This window comes from Flavobacterium sp., from assembly GCF_046153165.1.
Classification (GTDB): Bacteria; Bacteroidota; Bacteroidia; order Flavobacteriales; family Flavobacteriaceae; genus Flavobacterium.
Genome location: NZ_JBJXEN010000017.1, coordinates 13,027 through 34,278, shown reverse-complemented (window position 1 = coordinate 34,278; position 21,252 = coordinate 13,027). Strand labels below are relative to the sequence as shown.

General features: G+C 31.5%; 20 protein-coding genes. 6 read left to right on the top strand and 14 right to left on the bottom strand.

Annotated elements, in window-relative coordinates; genetic code table 11:
- Positions 1 to 6: 6 nt before the first annotated feature.
- A complete protein-coding gene (gene pepT, locus ACKVOV_RS02725) occupies positions 7 to 1,275 on the top strand; it encodes a peptidase T (RefSeq protein ID WP_409205243.1) in 1,269 nt (422 codons plus the stop codon).
- 73 nt (positions 1,276 to 1,348) lie between these two features.
- Here the strand turns inward: pepT and glmM are convergent, their stop codons facing one another.
- Positions 1,349 to 2,737, bottom strand: a complete 1,389-nt coding sequence (glmM, locus tag ACKVOV_RS02720; RefSeq protein ID WP_409205242.1) for a phosphoglucosamine mutase — start codon at positions 2,735 to 2,737, stop codon at positions 1,349 to 1,351.
- A 129-nt stretch (positions 2,738 to 2,866) separates the two neighbouring features.
- Here glmM and ACKVOV_RS02715 point away from each other — a divergent pair, with 129 nt between their 5' ends.
- From ACKVOV_RS02715 to ACKVOV_RS02705, 3 genes are all read left to right on the top strand, one after another.
- The gene (locus ACKVOV_RS02715; protein WP_409205241.1) at positions 2,867 to 3,445 is read left to right on the top strand and encodes an ACP phosphodiesterase; all 579 of its coding nucleotides are present in this window, start codon (positions 2,867 to 2,869) and stop codon (positions 3,443 to 3,445) included.
- Between the two features lie 11 nt (positions 3,446 to 3,456).
- Positions 3,457 to 4,029 (top strand): non-canonical purine NTP diphosphatase, encoded by a 573-nt coding sequence (locus ACKVOV_RS02710; RefSeq protein WP_409205240.1) that lies wholly within the window; start codon positions 3,457 to 3,459, stop codon positions 4,027 to 4,029.
- Between the two features lie 100 nt (positions 4,030 to 4,129).
- Positions 4,130 to 6,076 (top strand): DEAD/DEAH box helicase, encoded by a 1,947-nt coding sequence (locus ACKVOV_RS02705; protein ID WP_409205239.1) that lies wholly within the window; start codon positions 4,130 to 4,132, stop codon positions 6,074 to 6,076.
- 196 nt (positions 6,077 to 6,272) lie between these two features.
- Here ACKVOV_RS02705 and yajC read toward each other — a convergent pair whose 3' ends face one another.
- The 4 genes from yajC to ACKVOV_RS02685 form a co-directional block, all read right to left on the bottom strand.
- Positions 6,273 to 6,545, bottom strand: a complete 273-nt coding sequence (gene yajC / locus ACKVOV_RS02700; protein WP_409205238.1) for a preprotein translocase subunit YajC — start codon at positions 6,543 to 6,545, stop codon at positions 6,273 to 6,275.
- Between the two features lie 28 nt (positions 6,546 to 6,573).
- Positions 6,574 to 7,074, bottom strand: coding sequence for a DUF1573 domain-containing protein (locus ACKVOV_RS02695; RefSeq protein WP_409205237.1), 501 nt, complete (start codon positions 7,072 to 7,074; stop codon positions 6,574 to 6,576).
- Between the two features lie 12 nt (positions 7,075 to 7,086).
- A complete protein-coding gene (gene nusB, locus ACKVOV_RS02690) occupies positions 7,087 to 7,998 on the bottom strand; it encodes a transcription antitermination factor NusB (protein ID WP_409205236.1) in 912 nt (303 codons plus the stop codon).
- 157 nt (positions 7,999 to 8,155) lie between these two features.
- The gene (locus ACKVOV_RS02685) at positions 8,156 to 9,259 is read right to left on the bottom strand and encodes a Glu/Leu/Phe/Val family dehydrogenase (protein ID WP_409205235.1); all 1,104 of its coding nucleotides are present in this window, start codon (positions 9,257 to 9,259) and stop codon (positions 8,156 to 8,158) included.
- Between the two features lie 196 nt (positions 9,260 to 9,455).
- Between ACKVOV_RS02685 and ACKVOV_RS02680 the strand changes: the two genes are divergently transcribed.
- On the top strand, positions 9,456 to 11,216 hold the full coding sequence (locus ACKVOV_RS02680; protein ID WP_409205234.1) for an ABC transporter ATP-binding protein: 1,761 nt from the start codon (positions 9,456 to 9,458) through the stop codon (positions 11,214 to 11,216).
- Positions 11,217 to 11,278: 62 nt separating this feature from the next.
- On the top strand, positions 11,279 to 11,662 hold the full coding sequence (locus tag ACKVOV_RS02675; protein WP_409205233.1) for a PUR family DNA/RNA-binding protein: 384 nt from the start codon (positions 11,279 to 11,281) through the stop codon (positions 11,660 to 11,662).
- A gap of 27 nt (positions 11,663 to 11,689) precedes the next feature.
- Here ACKVOV_RS02675 and ACKVOV_RS02670 read toward each other — a convergent pair whose 3' ends face one another.
- The 9 genes from ACKVOV_RS02670 to ACKVOV_RS02630 all read right to left on the bottom strand — a co-directional run bounded on the left by ACKVOV_RS02670 (position 11,690) and on the right by ACKVOV_RS02630 (position 21,245).
- Positions 11,690 to 12,775: a serine hydrolase domain-containing protein gene (locus ACKVOV_RS02670; RefSeq protein WP_409205232.1), complete on the bottom strand. Its 1,086-nt coding sequence runs from the start codon at positions 12,773 to 12,775 to the stop codon at positions 11,690 to 11,692.
- Positions 12,776 to 12,864: 89 nt separating this feature from the next.
- Complete coding sequence (gene rlmF / locus ACKVOV_RS02665) at positions 12,865 to 13,809, bottom strand: 23S rRNA (adenine(1618)-N(6))-methyltransferase RlmF (protein WP_409205231.1); 945 nt, start codon at positions 13,807 to 13,809, stop codon at positions 12,865 to 12,867.
- A 75-nt stretch (positions 13,810 to 13,884) separates the two neighbouring features.
- Positions 13,885 to 14,547: a thiamine diphosphokinase gene (locus tag ACKVOV_RS02660; RefSeq protein WP_409205230.1), complete on the bottom strand. Its 663-nt coding sequence runs from the start codon at positions 14,545 to 14,547 to the stop codon at positions 13,885 to 13,887.
- Between the two features lie 191 nt (positions 14,548 to 14,738).
- The gene (locus ACKVOV_RS02655) at positions 14,739 to 15,566 is read right to left on the bottom strand and encodes a DUF4249 domain-containing protein (RefSeq protein WP_409205229.1); all 828 of its coding nucleotides are present in this window, start codon (positions 15,564 to 15,566) and stop codon (positions 14,739 to 14,741) included.
- A gap of 4 nt (positions 15,567 to 15,570) precedes the next feature.
- Positions 15,571 to 17,943, bottom strand: a complete 2,373-nt coding sequence (locus tag ACKVOV_RS02650) for a TonB-dependent receptor (protein WP_409205228.1) — start codon at positions 17,941 to 17,943, stop codon at positions 15,571 to 15,573.
- Between the two features lie 139 nt (positions 17,944 to 18,082).
- Positions 18,083 to 19,309: an isocitrate dehydrogenase (NADP(+)) gene (locus ACKVOV_RS02645; protein ID WP_409205227.1), complete on the bottom strand. Its 1,227-nt coding sequence runs from the start codon at positions 19,307 to 19,309 to the stop codon at positions 18,083 to 18,085.
- Positions 19,310 to 19,523: 214 nt separating this feature from the next.
- Positions 19,524 to 19,874, bottom strand: a complete 351-nt coding sequence (gene rplS, locus ACKVOV_RS02640; protein WP_315196550.1) for a 50S ribosomal protein L19 — start codon at positions 19,872 to 19,874, stop codon at positions 19,524 to 19,526.
- A 126-nt stretch (positions 19,875 to 20,000) separates the two neighbouring features.
- A complete protein-coding gene (gene trmD / locus ACKVOV_RS02635; protein WP_409205226.1) occupies positions 20,001 to 20,678 on the bottom strand; it encodes a tRNA (guanosine(37)-N1)-methyltransferase TrmD in 678 nt (225 codons plus the stop codon).
- 123 nt (positions 20,679 to 20,801) lie between these two features.
- Entirely contained in the window at positions 20,802 to 21,245 is a 444-nt protein-coding gene (locus ACKVOV_RS02630; RefSeq protein ID WP_409205225.1) for a DUF1569 domain-containing protein, read from the bottom strand.
- Positions 21,246 to 21,252 lie beyond the last annotated feature (7 nt).

Genomic DNA, 21,252 nt, shown 5'->3' with positions numbered 1-21,252 from the left:
TACAATATGCAACATATTATAGATCGCTTTATAAGCTATGTAACTATAGATACGGAGTCTGATCCTAACTCAGAAACTACACCAAGTACTGCAAAACAATGGGATTTAGCTAACAAATTAGTTGAAGAACTAAAAGCTATTGGTATGCAAGACGTTACTATAGATGATAAATCATACATTATGGCAACTTTGCCTAGTAACGTTTCTCACGAAGTTCCTACTATTGGTTTTGTTTCTCATTTTGACACCACTCCAGATTTTACAGGAAAAGATGTAAAACCTCAAATTGTAAAAAATTACGATGGTAATGACATTGTATTAAATGCAGAAAAAAATATAGTACTTTCTCCTAAATATTTTAAAGATTTATTGCTTTACAAAGGGCAAACATTAATCACAACCGATGGTACAACATTACTTGGTGCCGATGATAAAGCGGGAATTACAGAAATTGTTTCGGCAATGGAATTTCTTATTAAAAACCCAGAAATTAAACACGGAAAAATTCGTGTAGGTTTTACACCCGATGAAGAAATAGGTCGTGGCGCACATCATTTCGATGTGGAAAAATTTGCTTGCGACTGGGCTTATACTATGGACGGAAGCCAGATTGGAGAATTAGAATATGAAAATTTTAATGCTGCTGGAGCTAAAATAACTTTTAAAGGAAAAAGTGTACATCCTGGTTATGCAAAAGGAAAAATGATAAATTCTATGCTATTGGCTAACGAATTTATTAATGAGTTACCAAAAGATGAAATTCCTCAAGAAACAAAAGGTTACGAAGGGTTTTTCCATGTAACACAACTTTCAGGTAGTATTGAAGAAACTCATTTAGAACTCATTATTCGTGACCACGATGCAAGAAAATTTAAAAAGAGAAAAGAACTTATTCATACTATCACAAAAAAAATGAATAAGAAATATGCCAAACAATTTGGTGAAGATATTGTGATTACTGATGTAAAAGATCAATATTACAATATGAAAGAAAAAGTTGTTCCCGTATTTCATATTATAGATATTGCCGAAAAAGCCATGAAAAATTTAGGTATTAAACCACTTATAAAACCTATTCGTGGCGGAACCGATGGTTGTCAGCTATCATACAAAGGATTACCATGTCCTAATATTTTTGCTGGAGGACACAATTTTCATGGGAAATACGAATATGTTCCTGTAGAAAGTATCCAAAAAGCAATTGATGTGATTGTTCAAATTGCTCAAATTACTGCTTCAGGTGATTACAAAAAAGACACAGATAAAAAGAAATAGATTCCTAATAATCTTATAGTTTTTATGTGAACAAAAATCCTTTCAGAATTTTAACTCTGAAAGGATTTTTGTTTTAAATTCCAGCGATTTCTTTAATCTCGTCTATAATTCGTAAAGCTAATTTATCTGCTTCTTGTTGTGTTGCTGCTTCGGTATAAATACGAATAATAGGTTCAGTATTCGATTTTCGTAAATGCACCCAGTTTTCTGCAAAATCTATTTTTACACCATCTATAGTGGTAATGTTTTCATTCTTATATTTTTCTGTCATGGCAGTTAGAATCGCATCGACATCTATTTGTGGCGTTAATTCAATTTTATTCTTGCTCATGTAATATTGTGGATAACTCGCACGTAATTCAGCAACGGTTTTCTCTTGATTCGCTAAATAAGTTAAAAATAAAGCAACTCCAACCAAACTATCACGACCGTAATGTAACTCTGGATAAATGATTCCTCCATTACCTTCACCTCCAATAATAGCATTCGTTTTTTTCATTAACTCTACAACATTAACTTCACCAACTGCACTAGCTTGGTAGCTTCCGTTGTGTTTGTTCGTAATATCACGTAAAGCACGAGATGATGACATGTTAGAAACCGTATTTCCTGGCGTTTTACTCAAAACATAATCGGCACATGCTACAAGAGTGTATTCTTCTCCAAACATTTCTCCATCATTAGATATAAAAGCCAGACGATCTACATCAGGATCTACAACAATTCCAAAATCGGCTTTTTCTTCGAGAACCAATTTGCAAATATCACCCAAATGTTCTTTCAATGGTTCTGGATTGTGCGGGAAGTCTCCGTTTGGCGTGCAATATAATTTCACCACTTCAACCCCCATTTGCTCTAACAAATTAGGGATAATAATTCCTCCCGAAGAATTTACAGCATCAACTACTACTTTGTATTTTCTTTTAGCAACTGCTTCGGCATCAACTAAAGGTAAATTTAATACTTCATCAATATGAATATCCATATAAGAATCGTTAACGGTGATCTCTCCTAGAGTATCTACATCCGAGAAATCGAAAGCTTCAGCGTCTGCTATTTCTAGAATTTTTGCACCATCGTCACCGCTCAAAAATTCACCTTTGGCATTTAATAATTTTAATGCATTCCACTGTTTGGGATTATGAGAAGCAGTAAGAATTATTCCGCCATCAGCATTTTCTAAGGGAACGGCAATTTCGACAGTTGGAGTGGTAGAAAGGCCTAAATCGATTACATCAATTCCCAAACCTAATAATGTGTTCATAACCAAATTATGAATCATTGGTCCTGAAATTCTAGCATCTCTACCTATAACGACTTTCAATTTGTCTTTATTACTATTTTGTTTTAGAAAAGTTCCATAAGCCGAAGCAAATTTCACGGCATCAACTGGTGTCAAATTGTCTCCAACTTTTCCTCCAATAGTTCCACGAATACCAGATATTGATTTTATTAAAGTCATTTTTTGTTTTTTATTTTAAAATACAAATATAAAAAGGTTCAAAGAACAAAGGTGTCAAGGACTAAGTTTTTTTATATATTTACAAAAACCTTTGCAAAATAGATTCTTAGAACCTTAGCGACTCTTAAAATGAACTACCTAGCCCATATTTTTCTTTCTGGAGATAACGATTTACTAAAAATCGGCAATTTTATGGCCGATGGTATTCGAGGAAACGATTATTTAAATTTTCCAGAAGAAGTGAAGAATGGAATTATTTTGCATCGTCATATAGATACTTTTACTGATGCACATCCTATTTACCGAAAAAGTAAACATCGTTTGCACGAAAAGTATGGGCATTATGCTGGGGTAATTATGGATATTTTATATGATCATTTTTTAGCAAAGAACTGGGGTGTATATTCTGATGAAAGGTTAGAAGATTATGCTGCTAATTTTTATATGTTATTAGAAAATAATTATAATATTCTTTCTGAAAAAGCAAAAGAAATTTTGCCATATATGACAGAAAGAAATTGGTTGGTTAGCTATGCTACAATTGCAGGAATTGAAATAATTTTATTTCAGATGGATTATCGAACAAAGCATAGAGCAAACATGCAAGAGGCAGTTGTCGAATTACAAGAGTTTTATTCAGAATTTGAACAAGAATTTACTTTGTTTTTTGAAGAATTGAGAGCCTTTTGTTTAGAAAAGATAAATTAAGACAACTATATATGGAATTAGTTTTTGCTTCAAATAACAAAAATAAAATACAAGAAATACAAAGCATGCTGCCTGAAAGCATCAAAATTTTAAGCCTTTCAGATATTGGTTGTCACGAAGAAATTCCGGAAACTGCAAATACTATTGAAGGCAATGCAATCTTAAAAGCCAACTATGTAACACAAAAATATGGTTACAATTGCTTTGCTGATGATACTGGTTTAGAAGTAGAGACACTAAATGGTCAACCAGGTGTTTTTTCAGCTCGTTATGCTGGCGAACAAAGAAATGACAATGATAATATGACTAAATTATTATTTGAATTAGAAAATGAAACCAATAGAAAAGCACAATTCAAAACCGTTATTTGTTTAAATATAAATGGAGAGCAGTATCTTTTTACAGGGATTATAAAAGGAAATATTACAAATGAGAGATTTGGTAATCAAGGTTTTGGCTACGATCCCATCTTTCAACCTGAAGGTTATCAACATACGTTTGCGCAAATTTCACTCAATGAAAAAGCAAATATTAGCCATCGCGGCATAGCAACGAGACAACTTATAGCCTTCTTTGAAAATTAACTTATTGATTTTCAATTATTAATAAATTTTTAATTCTCAATTTAACATTAGTTTATCTCGTTTATTCGGTGTACTTTTGCACCGAATTTAAAAATAAATAATGAACAAATTTGAACAATTAGGATTGAGTGAGTCGCTACAACGTGCGATTATCGATCTAGGATTTGAGAATCCGACCGAAGTGCAAGAGAAAGCGATTCCTATGCTATTGGAAAAAGACATTGATTTAGTTGCGTTGGCTCAGACAGGGACAGGGAAAACGGCAGCTTTTGGTTTTCCGCTTATTCAAAAAATTGATGCCAACAACAAAAATACACAGGCGTTAATTTTATCACCTACTCGCGAACTATGTTTGCAAATTACAAACGAGATTAAAAACTACTCAAAATACGAAAAAGGTATTAATGTAGTGGCCGTTTACGGAGGTGCAAGTATTACAGAACAGGCAAGAGACATCAAAAGAGGCGCACAAATTATTGTAGCTACTCCAGGCAGAATGCAAGACATGATTAATAGAGGATTGGTAAACATTACTCAGATTAATTATTGTGTATTAGATGAGGCAGATGAAATGTTGAACATGGGTTTCTATGAAGACATTGTAAACATTTTATCGACAACTCCAGACGAAAAAAGCACTTGGTTGTTTTCGGCTACAATGCCACAAGAAGTTGCTAGAATTGCAAAACAGTTTATGCATGATCCGCAAGAAATTACGGTTGGTGCTAAAAACTCAGGTTCGGCAACTGTTTCTCACGAATTTTACTTAGTAAATGCACGTGATCGTTACGAAGCTTTAAAACGTTTAGCAGATGCTAATCCAGACATTTTTTCGGTAGTTTTTTGTAGAACAAAACGTGATACACAAGCTGTTGCTGAGAAATTAGTGGAAGATGGGTATAGTGCTGCAGCTTTGCACGGAGATTTATCTCAAGCGCAACGTGATGGAGTAATGAAAGCTTTCCGTGGTAGACAAATCCAAATGCTTGTAGCGACTGATGTTGCTGCTCGTGGAATCGATGTTGATAATATTACTCACGTAGTAAATTACCAATTGCCAGACGAAATAGAAACCTATAATCACCGTTCTGGTCGTACTGGTCGTGCTGGAAAATTAGGAACTTCTATTGTTATTGTAACTAAAAGTGAAATTCGCAAAATTTCTTCTATCGAAAGAATTATCAAACAAAAGTTTGAAGAAAAAACAATTCCTTCTGGAATAGAAATCTGTGAAATCCAATTATTGCACCTAGCGAACAAAATTAAAGATACTGAAGTTGATCACGAAATAGACAACTATTTACCAGCTATCAATAGCGTTTTAGAAGATTTATCTAAAGAAGAGCTAATTAAGAAAATGGTATCGGTAGAATTTAATCGTTTTATCAATTACTATAAGAAAAATAGAGATATTTCTAATCAATCTTCAGGTTCAGACAGACGTGAACGTGATGAAAGAGCACCAAGAGAAAACAATAATAATGGAGCAACTCGTTATTTTGTAAATATTGGTTCTAGAGATGATTTCGATTGGATGCAACTAAAAGATTTCTTAAAAGAAACACTAGACTTAGGTCGTGATGATGTATTTAAAGTAGATGTAAAAGAAGGTTTCTCTTTCTTTAATACAGATGCTGAGCATACTGATAAAGTAATGGAAGTGCTTAACGGATTCGACCTTAACGGAAGAAGAATAAATGTTGAGATTTCTAAAAATGATGGTGGAGGTTCAAGTTCTGGACGTCGTGATCACAACGGAAGAAGTTCTGGTGGTTTTGGTGGAGGAAGAAGTTCTGGCGGAGGTTTTAGAGGAGAAAGAAGTTCAGCACCAAGATCTGGTGGTGGAGCTTTTGGACCAAGAAGCGAATCAAGAAGTTCAGCTCCAAGAGAAGGTGGATTTAGTAGAGGATCAGCTCCAAGAGAAGGTGGTTTTGGAAGAAGTGAATCTTCTGATAGAGCACCAAGAAATGAGAGACGTTCAGGTTTTACACCACGCCCTTCAGAATCTGGTGCAGATTCTAGACCTAAGAGACCTAGAAGAAGCTAAAGTATAAAAGTTAAAGTCTAAAAGCCTTGAAAAAATTAATTTTCAAGGCTTTTTTTATGTAAAAAAAAAATAGTATTTGAGTTTTTTATATAAAAAAAGGATATAATGAAACTTATTTTCATCATACCCTTTTTACCAGTAGTTTTAGTAAAGTAGTTAAATCTATTAACTACATATTATAAATAAAAAATAGAAACTATTTTTTATTTAGTGCTTCACTCATTTCGTTAGAAATTGCTGAACGCTCCATTTTTAATTTCCCAGACATTGTTTCAATAATAACTGTTTTTTCTGCTAACTCAGCTACTTTTCCATGTAAGCCACTTTTTGTAACTATTTTGTCACCCACTTTTAGTGATGCTTCAAATTCTCTTTCTTTTTTTGCCTTGGTTTGTTGTGGTCTAATCATAAAAAAATAGATTACAACAAACATTAAAAGAAATGGTAAAAATTGTGTTAATTGTGCCATGATGATTTAGTTTATTTTTTTTGTAGGATTATTTTTTTCCTGTTTTTGGATTAATATTGGCTTTGAAATTAATAATCTCACTACCAATCTCTGTATTTGTCCTTAATGTTACTGTTTTTTGTTGTAAACCCATTTTTCCTTCAGAGTTAAAGCTAATTTTTACTTCACCACTTTCGCCATTTTTTATAGGAGTTTTTGTCCACTCAGGAACAGTACATCCACAACTAGCATGAGCATCTAAAATTACCAAATCGCTTTTTCCTGTATTCTTAAACTTAAATACATGGGATACCTTATCTCCTTGCGTAATATTACCAAAATCGAAATCGGAGTTTTCAATTTCAATTTTTGGATATTCTCCAGGTTTCATGATTTTCTTTGGGACAAGAGCCATTTGATCTGATTGGTCTTGCGCTACAACCATATTATTACTGTCAAGAATAATCGAGCTATTTGGGTCTTTCTTTTTACAAGATGCAGTCGATAATAATGATGCAACTACAATAAAAGTCATTATATTTTTAATCATAAATTTATTATTTTACATTAAACCTCTTCCTGTTTTTTTCAACTTACCATTTGTTTCAAATTCTTTGACTAAGTTGTCTAAAATTCCATTTATAAAAATACTACTTTTAGGTGTAGAATATTCTTTAGCAAGTTCAAGATACTCATTAATTGTAACTTTTGCAGGAATAGATGGGAATTTTAAAAATTCACAAATAGCCATTTTTAAGATAATTGTATCTATTTCGGCAATACGATCTGCTTCCCAATTTGGCGTTTTTTCTGCAAATTCTTTTGCCAACTCTTTGTCATTAAGAACTACTTTTCTAAACAGATTTCCTACAAATTCTTTGTCTTCTGTATCGTTGTATAATTTTGGGACAAAGAAATTACCATTTTCAGTATTCTGAATTGCTTTTAATTGTTTTAGAATTAATGTGTTTACTAATGGAATGTCATCTATCCAAGTTAGTTTATGGTCTTCTAGGTACTCGTATAATTTAATGTTTGGAGCAATGATTTCGGCAAATACTGAAGCAATAAAATCTCTATCTTCTTCAAAATTAGATTTTGTATTACTCATATAATTTTCGTACAAAGAACTTTCTTTGATGGCTTGTTGTAAAATTATAATGTAATCGTCGTTAAGCTTCCAATTGTTTATTTTTCTGTCTTCGAGTGCATTTAGTAATGATTTATTCTCGGTTAGAATATTCAAAACTTTATTGTTTACAAACTTTAGGTTAGGATTTTTCTCTTCTTTAGTAACTAGGTGTTTGTTACGGGAAATTTCTATCAGTGTGTCTTCTTTAGATTGAATTTCGACCAATGTAGATACCATTATTAGGTATAAATCTTGTACATTTTCGATACTTTGAAATAAGAATTTTTCTTCTTTCTCCAAATTATCTGATTGTGTTTGACGCATAGAATATAGCGTCTGCATTACTTTAACTCGAATATGTCGTCTGTTTAACACTTTGTAAGAACATTTAAAAATTAATGAAGCGAAAGAAATTCTTTCGCTTCACAAAAATACATTTTTTTTTAGATTTCTAGACATTTAAACATTTTAGAATCTAAAAATATAAGAAGTTTATAATCTATTTAGCGATTTCTTTTTTTCTTAAATCGATACGGTTTTGTGCAATTCTCATTGCAGCTTGATGTGTAGTGATTTTATTTGCATCAGCATAATCAAAAATCTCTAATGTTGTATTATAAATATTTTCGGTTCTACGCATTGATTCTGCCATGTCATAACCTACAATTTCAGCATAAACATTAATGATTCCACCAGCATTAATTAAGAAATCAGGTGCGTAAACAATCCCTTTTTCTTGCAATATTGCTCCGTGTGTGTTTTCGTTTCCTAACTGATTGTTTGCTGCTCCAGCGATAACTTTTGCTTTGATTTTATGAATTGTATCATCGTTTATAGTTGCTCCAAGGGCACATGGTGCATAAATATCGACATCGGCACCGTATAAATCGTCGCCAGTGTAAATTTGCGCTCCATATTTATTACCTATTTCTTCTAATCTTACTTGATTTATATCTGAAATGATAACTTTTGCACCTTCTTTTGTTAAGTAATCTACAAGAGTTTCTCCTACATGTCCAATTCCTTGTACTAAAACTCTTTTACCATCTAGAACATCTGAACCAAATTTATATTTAGCTGCAGCTTTCATTCCCATATAAACTCCATAAGCAGTTACAGGAGAAGGATTTCCAGAGCCCCCTTTTTCGATAGAAACACCAGTTACGTGAGGTGTTTGAAGACGGATTAAATCCATATCTCCAGTAGTTGTTCCTACATCTTCGGCAGTAATATATTTACCACTTAATGAGTTAACATATTGACCAAATTTAGCAATCATTTCTGGTGTCTTATCTACTTTAGAATCACCTATAATTACTGCTTTCCCACCACCAAGATTTAATCCTGTAATAGCAGATTTGAAAGTCATACCGCGTGACAAACGTAGAACATCGTTAAGTGCTTCCCACTCGTTTGCATATTTCCACATTCTAGTACCACCAAGCGCTGGTCCTAAAACTGTATTGTGTATACCAATTATTGCCTTCAAACCAGTATCTTTGTCATTGCAAAAAACAATTTGCTCATGATTATCGAAAGATAGTTGTCCGAAAACAGGATCAATTTTATGAAGTTCGTTAGCTTTTAAAGTTTCAGTAATCATAATATTTTTTTTTAAGTTTAGAGGCAATTTTAAAAAAGTCGATGCAAAATTACGTTTTTAATTCAGAAATTAATAATTTTTAATCCGATTGTTAATAAAAAATTATTAAATTCATAATTATATAATAATTAAAAAAATAAATAATTAACCTTTTTTGTTGTAAAAATTTGAATTTACATACAATTATTGAAATAAAATGAAAGAATTACGCTATCTAAACCCATATTTTTTTAAATACAAGTTTCATTTTTTGCTGGGAATATTATTCACCATTGCCGCAAGAATATTTTCTTTATTTACTCCAAAACTGATTGGAAGTTCAATAACTGCAATCGAGGATCATTTAAAATTAAATGCATCAAATCCAATTGTTATTAGAGAAGTTTTAGTTAAAAACATTTTGTTAATAATAGGAACCACATTATTGGCGGCTATATTAACGTTTTTAATGCGTCAGATGCTTATTGTTATGTCCAGACATGTTGAATTTGATTTAAAAAATGAAATTTTTAAACAATATCAAAATTTAACGCAAAACTTTTATAAACATAACAGAACTGGGGACTTAATGAATCGTATTAGTGAGGATGTAAGTAGAGTAAGAATGTATGTTGGGCCAGCAGTTATGTACACTATTAACACAGTTATTAGTTTTACAATTATTGTCATATATATGTATCAAATTTCTCCTTTACTTACATTATATACCCTCTTGCCTTTACCAATTCTTGCTTATTTGATTTTTAAGTTAAGTACTGAAATTAATATACGCAGTACTATTTTTCAAGAAAATTTATCAACTTTATCCAATTTTTCTCAAGAAATTTTTTCTGGTATTCGAGTTATAAAAGCTTATAGTATTGAAGATGTTAAGCAAGATGAATTTGATATTTTATCTATACAAAGTAATGAAAAGAGTATGAAGCTAGCTAAGACTCAAGCTTTATTTAGTCCTCTTATTTTACTTTTAATAGGAGTTAGTAATCTTTTAGTTGTTTTTTTAGGTGGAATGATGTACATCAATGGAAGTATAAAATCTATTGGAGATATTGCAACATTTATTTTAGATGTTAATATGTTAGTTTGGCCTGTAGCAACAATAGGATGGGTTTCTTCATTAATACAAGAGGCGGAAGCATCTCAAAAGCGTATTAATGAGTTTCTAAAAATAGAGCCTGAAATAAAAAACAATAATTTGACTCCCATGACTTTTATGGGGAATATTAAATTTAATAATGTGTCGCTTATTTATGAAGATACAAATATTAAAGCTTTAGATAATATTAGTTTTTCGGTAAATGAAGGAGAGACTTTAGCTATTATAGGAAGAACTGGCTCTGGAAAATCGACAATTTTATCATTAATAAGTAGATTATATGATCCTACATCTGGTAGTATTACTATAGATGATATACGACTTACCGAAGCAAATTTAAAAGATTTGCGTAATAGTATTGGAGTTGTACCACAAGATGCTTTTTTATTTTCGGATACTATAAAAAATAATATCAAGTTTGGTAAAGAAAATGCTACAAATCAGGAAGTAATATTAGCAGCAAAAAACGCTGTGGTTCATGATAATATTGTCGATTTTAAAGATCAGTACGAAACTATACTTGGAGAACGTGGAATAACGCTTTCTGGTGGACAAAAACAACGTGTTTCTATTGCTAGAGCGATTATTAGTAGCCCTGAGATTTTACTGTTAGACGATTGCTTATCTGCTGTAGATACAGAAACCGAAGAAGCTATTTTAAATAATCTCCAAGTTATTTGTAAGGGAAAAACGACGATAATTGTAAGCCACCGAGTTTCGTCAGCAAAAAATGCGGATAAGATTATTATTATTGATGGAGGAAAAATTGTACAAGAAGGAACTCATAATCAATTAGTAAACCAAGAAGGTTATTACAAAGCTTTATATTTAAAACAAATTGCTGAAAAAGAAATGTTATAATTGTTGTTTTGTTTTGATTTTTTTTTCACTTTTGACGAAACAAACAACCAAAAAACTACAGAATGAATAGGAATGAAAATGATATGTTAGAAAAAGAAGAAATTTTTTCCAAAGTATTAAGAGCAGGGAGAAGAACTTATTTTTTTGATGTACGATCTACAAAAGCTGATGATTATTATGTAACCATAACCGAAAGTAAAAAATTTACCGAAGAAGATGGTTCTTTTCACTTCAAAAAACATAAAATTTATTTATATAAAGAAGATTTTGCAGCTTTTGCCGAAATCCTCGAAGAAATGACTTCTTATGTGCTAAATAATAAAGGGGAAGAAGTGATTTCTGAAAGACACCAAAAAGATTTTAAAAAAGAGTATATTTCAGACAAATCATCTGATGAAATACCATCGACGGAAAGTTTTACAAACATAGATTTCGAAGATATTTAAGAGAAATAAAAAAATAAATGCACTATACTATTGGTATAGTGCATTTATTTTTTGCCATAATACATTATCAAAATCAGATAATGCAAGGTTAACAGCATCTGCTGCATCTCCCATTCTAATTACAACCATTTTTTTACTAGGAATGACATATATCTTTTGATCGTTTTTCCCTAATGCCATAAACATATCTGTTGGCCCAGAAGGAATAATGCTTCCAGGATATTGAAACTGACTTTGAGGCAAGTGATAACTAGATTTTCCATTAAGCCACCACAAATACCCATATCCTTGATTTATTGATTGAGAAGTATTCGTGGCTTCTGTAAAATAGGCTTCGTTTAGTATTTGTTCTGATTCCCATTTTCCTTTGTTAAGCATTAATAAACCAAAACGTGCCATACTACGTGTGTTGCTCCAGTAAACTCTTAAGCCACTCGGGTCATTATACCAAAGATCATTTGTATTCATACCTATTTTGTCTCTCAATTTCGTGTTAAAATAGTTATTCCAGGTTTGCCCTGTTGCTTGTGTTACTACATCTTGTAGTTTTACATAGACATTATGATAAGCCCAACGCGTTCCTGCATCTGCAACATATTGTAAATTTGCTGGAGATACATCGTCACCTAGTGCGTCATTTAAACCAGAATTCATAGATAATAAATTTTTACAGGTAATTAAGTTCTCTTTTGCTAAAGGAGCAGTTGTCCATCCGTTACCCAAATAGGTAGAAACCTTATTATTTATATTTAGTAATCCTTCTTGTTGTGCAATTCCAGTTATTGTTGATGTTAAGGTTTTTCCAGCACTTGCCCAATACCATAAAGTACTTTGAGTGTGTCCGTTAAAATAATTTTCCATTACAATACGACCATTTACTAAAATAATAAATGATTTAGAATTTTTTAGAGCTAGATAATCTAAAAGTGGCTGCACTGCAGATTGATTCCAATTTAAAGATTCGATTGTCTTTGTATCCCAAGTAGTACTTCCAATGGTTGGGTAATACATAGCTTCTGTAGGAGTTGGAGCTACTGGAATTGAAGTAGAATCATCCGAACTACAGCTTACTAGTGTAATTGCACTTAATGCTAAAAATAATAATGATTTCATAAGTATTAGTTATTAGTTTTAAAATTAGACAATATATTTTCTAAAAGGTTTAATTTAGATTTTTTTTATTGTCATTTTTTTAATAAAAACTAAAAAGTGTAAGCGTTTTGCTGTGGTTTACTCATAAATGTCCAAGCTACAATACGGCTGTTTTTCTGACCTTGAGCCATATCGATAGTTTTTATTTCTACAGCAGAAACTTTATCTAAAGTCTTGTATATACTTGGTAAATTATCTTTTTTAGAAACTAATGTTGTAAACCATAAAACTTGTAATGGGTATTTTGCAGATTCGTAAATCATTTGAGTAATAAATCCAATTTCGCCACCATCACACCATAATTCGGCATTTTGTCCACCAAAGTTTAAAACAGGATTTTTTGTTCTAATTTCCTGTAAATTATTTACTTTTCTTATTGATGATTTTGCTGCTTCGAGTGCCGAATTATGAAAAGGAGGATTACAAATCGTAAAGGCAAATTTATCTTCTGGTAGTATGATGTTTTTAAAAATAAATCTTGGTTCTATTTGTAATTGCAAACTGGTAGCATCAATAAGTCTTGGATTTTGTTCGATGATTTTTTTGCAATTTTGAATGGCATTGTCATCAATATCGGTTCCTACAAAACTCCAATTGTATATAGAATTTCCTAGTATTGGATAAATACAATTTGATCCAATTCCTATATCTAAACCAACTACATTTTCATTTTCTGGAATTATTCCGTTGTTTGTTTGTGCTAATAAATCAGCTATATAATGTATGTAATCAGCTCTTCCGGGAATGGGTGGACAAAGATAGTTTTTAGGAATATCCCAATTCTGAATATTGTAATCGGTTATTAGTAATGCATTGTTTAGTGCTTTTACAGCATCAGGATCACTAAAATCGATGGTTTGAGTATCATATTCATTTATAAAAACATGATTTTTTAATTCGGGAGATATTTTTATTAACTCATTAAAATCATATCCAAATCTATGCTTATTTCTGGGATGAAGATTTGTTTTTTCGGTAACTATGTTCGCTTTCATATTCTTAATTTCGCTTGCAAAGATAGCTAAGAATAGCACATGGATAACACTACTTTTAGTTACTTTTTAGAGAATTTAATCGAAACATTCCATTAGTAGTAAATCACCTTCTTGATGTTCGATTGTTACAATTCCGTCTTGATGGACATGATTACTACTTCCTGTTCTGTATCCTATTGTTAAAGTATCGTTCTCTAAAGGATAAAATAAATTTTTAGAATGAATTCCTGAGACTTTTCCTATTGGGATTAATGAAATTGGAGTGTTTGCTGTATACCATTTTTCGAAACGATTAGGTAATAAGAATATCTTAGAATGGTCATCTATGATAACAATTTTTAATAAATTTCTGTATCTAACAATATTGGTTAGGTTTGTAATTGTATGGTCTGCTCTTTTTCCTGTTGCCCAAACAACATTAACCATTGGAATATTTTTTTCTATAAGATAATCAAATGCTTTTTCGAGATCAGTTTTATTTTGATCTGGAGCATATACTATTTCGAGAGGAAATTGTTTGTCTTTGTAATATTCTGGATCGAAACCACGATCAAAATCACCTAATAAAACATCTACTTTTATACCTAGTTCTAATACTCGTTCGATTGCCGAATCTAACACGATTACAAGTGGAGACCATTCTAGTAATTGCCCTAATAGTTCTTCACTACAAGCTGCTCCGTTGGCAATTATTAATGCAGGTTCTTGGTCGTCTCGAACGATATGGTGTGAGGACATTTTATTATAATTTTTTATTTATGATGTAAATATAGTAATTCATAGTTTTATAGCCCAGATTGTAATGGAAAACAAAACAGAGAGAAAAACTTTAGTTTTCTTATTATAAAAAAGCGACTTAAAGAAGCTCTTTTTCTAATTTAGAAAACTGTTTTTTCTCTCTGTTTTTTTGAAATGGAAAGCTGGATTAGCTACTGAACAGTATAAACATCAGTATCAACTTCTCCTAAACTAAAATACCCTAATGGGAAATTTTCTTCATTTGTTTGGTTTATAATATTTCCTCTTAAGGTTGCTGGCGGTGTTGCAAATGGATTTCCACCATCGGTAGCAGCAATGTTAAGGAGTTTTTCCATGTAATTATTATAACGTTCGGATATGCCTTGTAGATAAATGTCTAGCTGATCTCCTGTTTTCAATTTATCATCTGTATAGAAACCAAACATTTGATTTCCTTGAAAAAAACGATCTTTTATAACACCAAATTCTGTAAATGCTTTGGTACTGTTTTTAAAACCAATTAAATAGAAATTATCTTCTAAACCGTTGTCTTGGTAGAAAAATTTCACTTGAATTAAGTCTGTTCCTCCAACACCAGGAACGGATACTTGACTAATATTATTAATATTTGGTGTGGCTAATAATTTATCGGTAGCTTTATAAGTTTGCCCATTATTGATTACTGTTAATGTGTAATTTTCATTTACAACTGGAACAAAGCTAGTACAGATATATTCACCAGTATTTGGAGTTTCTATAAAATTGAAAACTGTATTTGTGCTATTTGTAACATAAACAGTAGCTCCAGAAACTACTGGAATTATATTAGTATAAAAATCAGTTGTTGTGGTAAGTTTTATTTTTTGTTCATTTCCTGAAGTTCCTTTTTGCCATTTTATAACAGCATCTATAACGAGTTTTGGTTGTGCTGTGTCTAAAGAAATATCTACAGGGTTTTCACAACTTGTTAAGAAAATTGCAGTTATAATTATAAATAAATAATTTGATATTGTCTTCATGTTTTTAGAATTTGAAATTATAAGAAACGGATGGTACAATTCCGAAGATTGATAATTTAATAGCTTCATTATTGCCATAATCTGCGTTTTGGCGAAAGCTTATTGAAGCTGCATTTTTTCTAGCATAAATATTATAAATACTAAAAACCCATTCGCCTTGTCTTCCTTTCTTTTTGTCAGGTTTGGGAACATAAGTTGCCGAAATGTCTAAATGATGATAAGTTGGTAAGCTATTTTTATTTCTTAATCCATAACTAGGAATTGTAATACCTTGATATATATATTGTCCGTTAGGATAAGTTACTGGTTGACCAGTTTGTAATGTGAAATTAGCTCCAAAAGTCCATTTTTTATTCAAATTATAAGTACTTGTAACTGCAAGATTATGTAGTTTGTCATAAGCAGAGCGATACCAATCACCATTATTTATACCTACTTCATTTGGAGTTCTTCCTGGAGTTTGTTGTTGTGATTTTGAAATCGTATAAGCAATCCAACCATTTAGTTTTCCTGTATTTTTCCGAATCATAAATTCTAAACCATAGGAACGCATTCTGCCATTTAGGATTACTTGTTCGATGGCTTCATTTGCAATTAGATCAGCACCATCAATATAATCCATTCTGTTTTGTATTTTTTTGTAAAAACTTTCAATTTCAACAGAATATTTATCGTCACTAAAATTATTAAAATAACCAACAGCAACTTGGTCTGCAATTTGAGGTTTTATATAATTGTCACTTGGTGTCCAAACATCAAGTGGAGTAGGTGAGGCTGTATTCGAAATGAGTTGTAAATATTGTACCATTCGATTATAACTTGCTTTTACTGATTGATTATTATTTAATTCATAAGCTACAGAAAAACGAGGTTCAAGATTATTAAAACTAGCTATGGTTTTGTTTTTTCCAAAAGATTCAGTTCCTATCGGTTTTGCTTTTTCATAAATTTTTAAATCTGAATCATAAAACACAGGTTGGTCGTTTGTATAAAGATTTACTGTCGAATTTCCTAGGCGATAAAACATACTATAACGCAAACCATAATTTACGGCTAACTTATCTGTTATTTTTTGCTCTGCATCTACATACAAAGCAGGTTCGAAAGCATATTTTTTTTCTAACTGTTTGTAGTTTATACCAGATTCGGAATTTATAGGCTCTATAGTTCCTGGATTAAAATTGTAATAAATACCATTAGCACCATAATTTAGTTTTATTTTATCTGACAAATAATATTTAAAATCATATTTAAGATTGTAATTTTTAATGCCTGAATTCCAATTAAAACCTATAAAATCTAATGTTAATCCGTAATAATAATCACTATAAATCATCGATAAATTTGAAAAAAGTTTATCGGAATATAAATGATTCCAGCGTAAGTTTAAAGTCGAATTTCCATACGTATTTGTGAAAGTTTTATTTAAAGAAAAGACATCACGTCCAAAATATCCAGAAACATATAAGTTGTTATTCTTGTTAAGCTTATAATTCAGTTTTGTGTTTAAATCATAAAAGTAAGCAACATTTTTATTGTCTGTTAATTTCAGAAATAAATGCGCATACGAAGCACGGCCACCTATAAGAAAAGAACCTTTGTCTTTTACAATTGGGCCTTCAGCAAGAAGACGACTGGAAATTAATCCAATTCCACCATTTACATGAAAATTTTTACTGTTTCCATCTTTCTGATAAATATCTAAAACCGATGATGCTCTGCCTCCAAAACGTGCTGGTATTCCTCCTTTGTATAGTTTTAAATCTTTTATTGCATCAGGATTAAAAACTGAAAAAAAACCAAAAACGTGAGAAGAATTAAAAATAGTTGCTTCGTCTAATAAAATTAAATTTTGATCTGCACCACCACCACGAACATTAAAACCTGATTGTCCTTCGCCAGCATTTGTAACTCCGGGAAGAAATAAAATAGCTTTTAGAACATCAACTTCTCCTAGAACAACAGGCATTTGCTTGATAGTTGCAATAGACATTTTATTGACACTCATTTCTGGTTTTCGAATGTTAGATCTAGTTTTTTCGGTAATAACAACTTCCTCTAATTCTTGTCCTGAATCTGATAAACTATAATTTCTCTTAATATTTTCTGTTAGAGAAATTGTTTCTTCAATTGTTTGAAAACCCACATAACTAATGGTGATTTCGTAATCTCCTTTAGGGAGTGTTAGGGAATAAAATCCGTATTCGTTTGTGACTGCAAAAGCTTTTGTATCTTTTGAAGAAATGTTTACGCCTATAAGAGTCTCATTATTTTTTGCGTCAGAAATTATTCCTGAAATAGTAAATCTATCTTGCGCAAAACTTGTTGTAAAAGCTAATAGAAAAAAGTATAAAGTAAGGATTTTTTTTGTAGTCATAGCTTTTATATTTTCAATTTTAAGAGTTACAAATTTGACGAATTAATACGATTTTTGTTACATATCAATTGTTAATCTATGGTTAAAAAAAAAGACAATCAGAAATGATTGTCTTTTTGTAGATTATTTATATGAAGGATTATCCTAATTTTTTATCTAAATTCTCTTTTATTGCAGCTAAGAAATTTTCAGTAGTTAAATAATCAGCATCTGTTAAACCTTCTGGTTTTACTAAGATAGCTAAATCTTTAGTCATTTTTCCGCTTTCAACAGTTTCTACACAAACTTGTTCTAGTTTTAAACAAAAATCTATTAATTCTTGATTATTATCTAATTTTCCTCTGTGTTCTAAGCCGCGAGTCCAAGCAAAAATAGAAGCGATTGGATTAGTAGAAGTAGCTCTTCCTTTCTGGTGTTCTCTATAGTGACGTGTTACAGTTCCGTGTGCTGCTTCTGCTTCAACGGTTTTTCCGTCAGGAGTTACAAGTACTGAAGTCATTAATCCTAGTGAACCAAATCCTTGTGCTACAGTATCAGATTGAACGTCACCATCATAATTTTTACAAGCCCAAACAAAACCACCATTCCATTTCATGCAAGAAGCAACCATGTCATCGATAAGTCTGTGTTCGTAAGTAATTTTTAGAGCTTCAAATTTAGATTTATAGTCGCTTTGATATACTTCTTCAAAAATATCTTTAAAACGTCCGTCGTAAGCTTTAAGAATAGTGTTTTTTGTAGATAAGTATAATGGCCATTTTTTTGTTAATGCCATTTGGAATGACGAATGAGCAAATCCGTAAATACTTTCGTCAGTATTATACATAGACATAGCTACTCCGTCTCCTTCAAAATTATAAACTTCCCAGTTTTGAGTTTCGCCTCCGTTTTCTGGAACAAAAGTCATGGTTAGTTTTCCTTTTCCTTTTATAACGGTATCAGTCGCTTTATATTGGTCTCCAAAAGCGTGACGACCAATTACGATTGGTTTTGTCCAACCTTGTACATATCTTGGAACGTTACTCATGATAATTGGCTCACGGAAAACGGTTCCTCCAACAATATTACGGATAGTGCCGTTTGGAGATTTCCACATTTTAGAAAGGTTAAATTCTTTTACACGTTCTTCATCTGGAGTAATGGTAGCGCATTTGATACCAACATTGTATTTTTTTATAGCTTCGGCAGAATCGATAGTGATTTGATCCTTTGTAGCCTCACGACTTTCTATTCCTAAATCGTAATATTTTATATCTAATTCTAAATAAGGAAGAATTAATTTGTCTTTAATAAATGCCCAAATAATTCTTGTCATTTCATCGCCATCCAATTCTACAACTGGATTGGCTACTTTAATTTTTGCCATTATAATGTATGTTAGTTTATTGTTTTTAAAAAAATCTTATAGCAAATATAAGAAATCAATTTTTAAAATAATTACTTTAGATGACTATATCGATTGAATTGTGATTTTCGTAAAATTGAAACTTGTAATTATTGAATTCATAATTTAATGTTCATTTTTTTGCAAAAAAAATCCTCGAATATTCGAGGATTTTATAATATAAAAAGATATTTGATTATCTTCTTTTATCTCTAATTTTTGCTTTTTTACCAGTAAGTTCTCTGAAGTAGAAAATTCTAGCTCTACGAACTGCACCTTTTTTGTTGATTTCAATTTTCTGTAAAGCTGGCAAGTTTACTGGGAAGATACGTTCAACTCCAACTGCACCTGACATTTTACGAATTGTAAAAGTTTCAGTATTACCTGAACCTCTTCTTTGAATAACAACTCCTTTAAAAAACTGAGTTCTTGTTTTTTCACCCTCTTTAATTTCGTAGTAAACTGTGATTGTGTCTCCAGCTCCGAATACAGGGAAATCTTTTCTTGTTACAAATTCGTCTTGAACGAATTTCATTAAATCTGCCATGATAATTTTTTTAATTATGGTTTTAAATCAGAGCAACATTCACGGATTTCGCCAGAGGTTGGTCTAATGGAGTGCAAAAGTAAAAAATAATTATGAATTAACAATTGATAATTTGATAATTATTTTTTATTCTCCTAATAAATCAGGTCTTCTATTCTTAGTGTGTTCATACGCCATGTCTTCGCGCCATTTGTCAATTTTCGCAAAATGCCCGCTGGTAAGTACTTCGGGAACTTTCCAACCTTTATAATCCGCTGGACGAGTATATATAGGGCCAGATAATAAATTATCCTGAAAACTATCTGTTAATGCTGAGGTTTCGTCACTTAAAACACCTGGAATTAACCTAATTAAAGCATCGCATAAAACCAAAGCACCTAATTCGCCACCTGACAAAACATAATCACCTATAGAAATTTCTCTTGTAATAAAATGATCACGAACTCGCTGATCGACACCTTTATAATGACCACATAGAATAATAATATTCCCTAATAATGACATGGTATTTGCCATTTTCTGATTCAAAGTTTCACCATCTGGTGTCATATAAATTACTTCGTCGTAGGTTCTTTCGGATTTCAAATGCGTGATGCAATCATCAATAGGTTGCACGTTCATTACCATTCCTGCGCCACCACCAAACGGATAATCATCGACCGATTTCTGTTTGTTTGTAGTATAATCACGTAAATTATGAAAATGAACTTCGACCAATCCTTTGTCTATAGCACGTTTCATAATCGAAGCTTCAAACGGGCTTCGCAATAATTCTGGTAAAACGGTAATAATATCTATTCGCATGTTCTTTATTGAAAAGTGCAAAGTTACAAAGATAAAAGTTTTTTTAGGAGCTATTTCCTGCTGTCCGTTGCAATCTTTTACTTTTTAAAGAAAAAAGCAAAAGGATTTCCACTTCCATCAGGGCTAAACTCCAAACTGACGCAAATGGTGATCAACATGTTTCCACATTAATTTATCCCAATCTTCATAAGTCATTTTCCCCCAAAAAGGATGATTAACAAGTTTAATTGATTGATGTCCTTCGGCAAAACGGCTAAAATTTTTAATTAATTCGTTTCTGGAAGCTTCAAAATCATATTTATTGGTAAAAATAAATTCTTTAGCAGTTGGACTATTTTTTTTAAACTCGGAATTGAAAACTTTATTTTTTAGTATTTTCCCTAAGAATTTCATTAGGAAATTGACTTTTATTTTGTTTTCTCCAAAAGCAACAATTATAGCTTCATTAGTGTGTTTGCACATTTGATCGACACTCATTTTTCCCCAAAGAGCTTGGCTTTCTGGAGTTAGTTTATTTATTCGAGTAATCATGGTAGCATTACTAGCTGCATCAAAAATAGAGTTCATGTCTAAA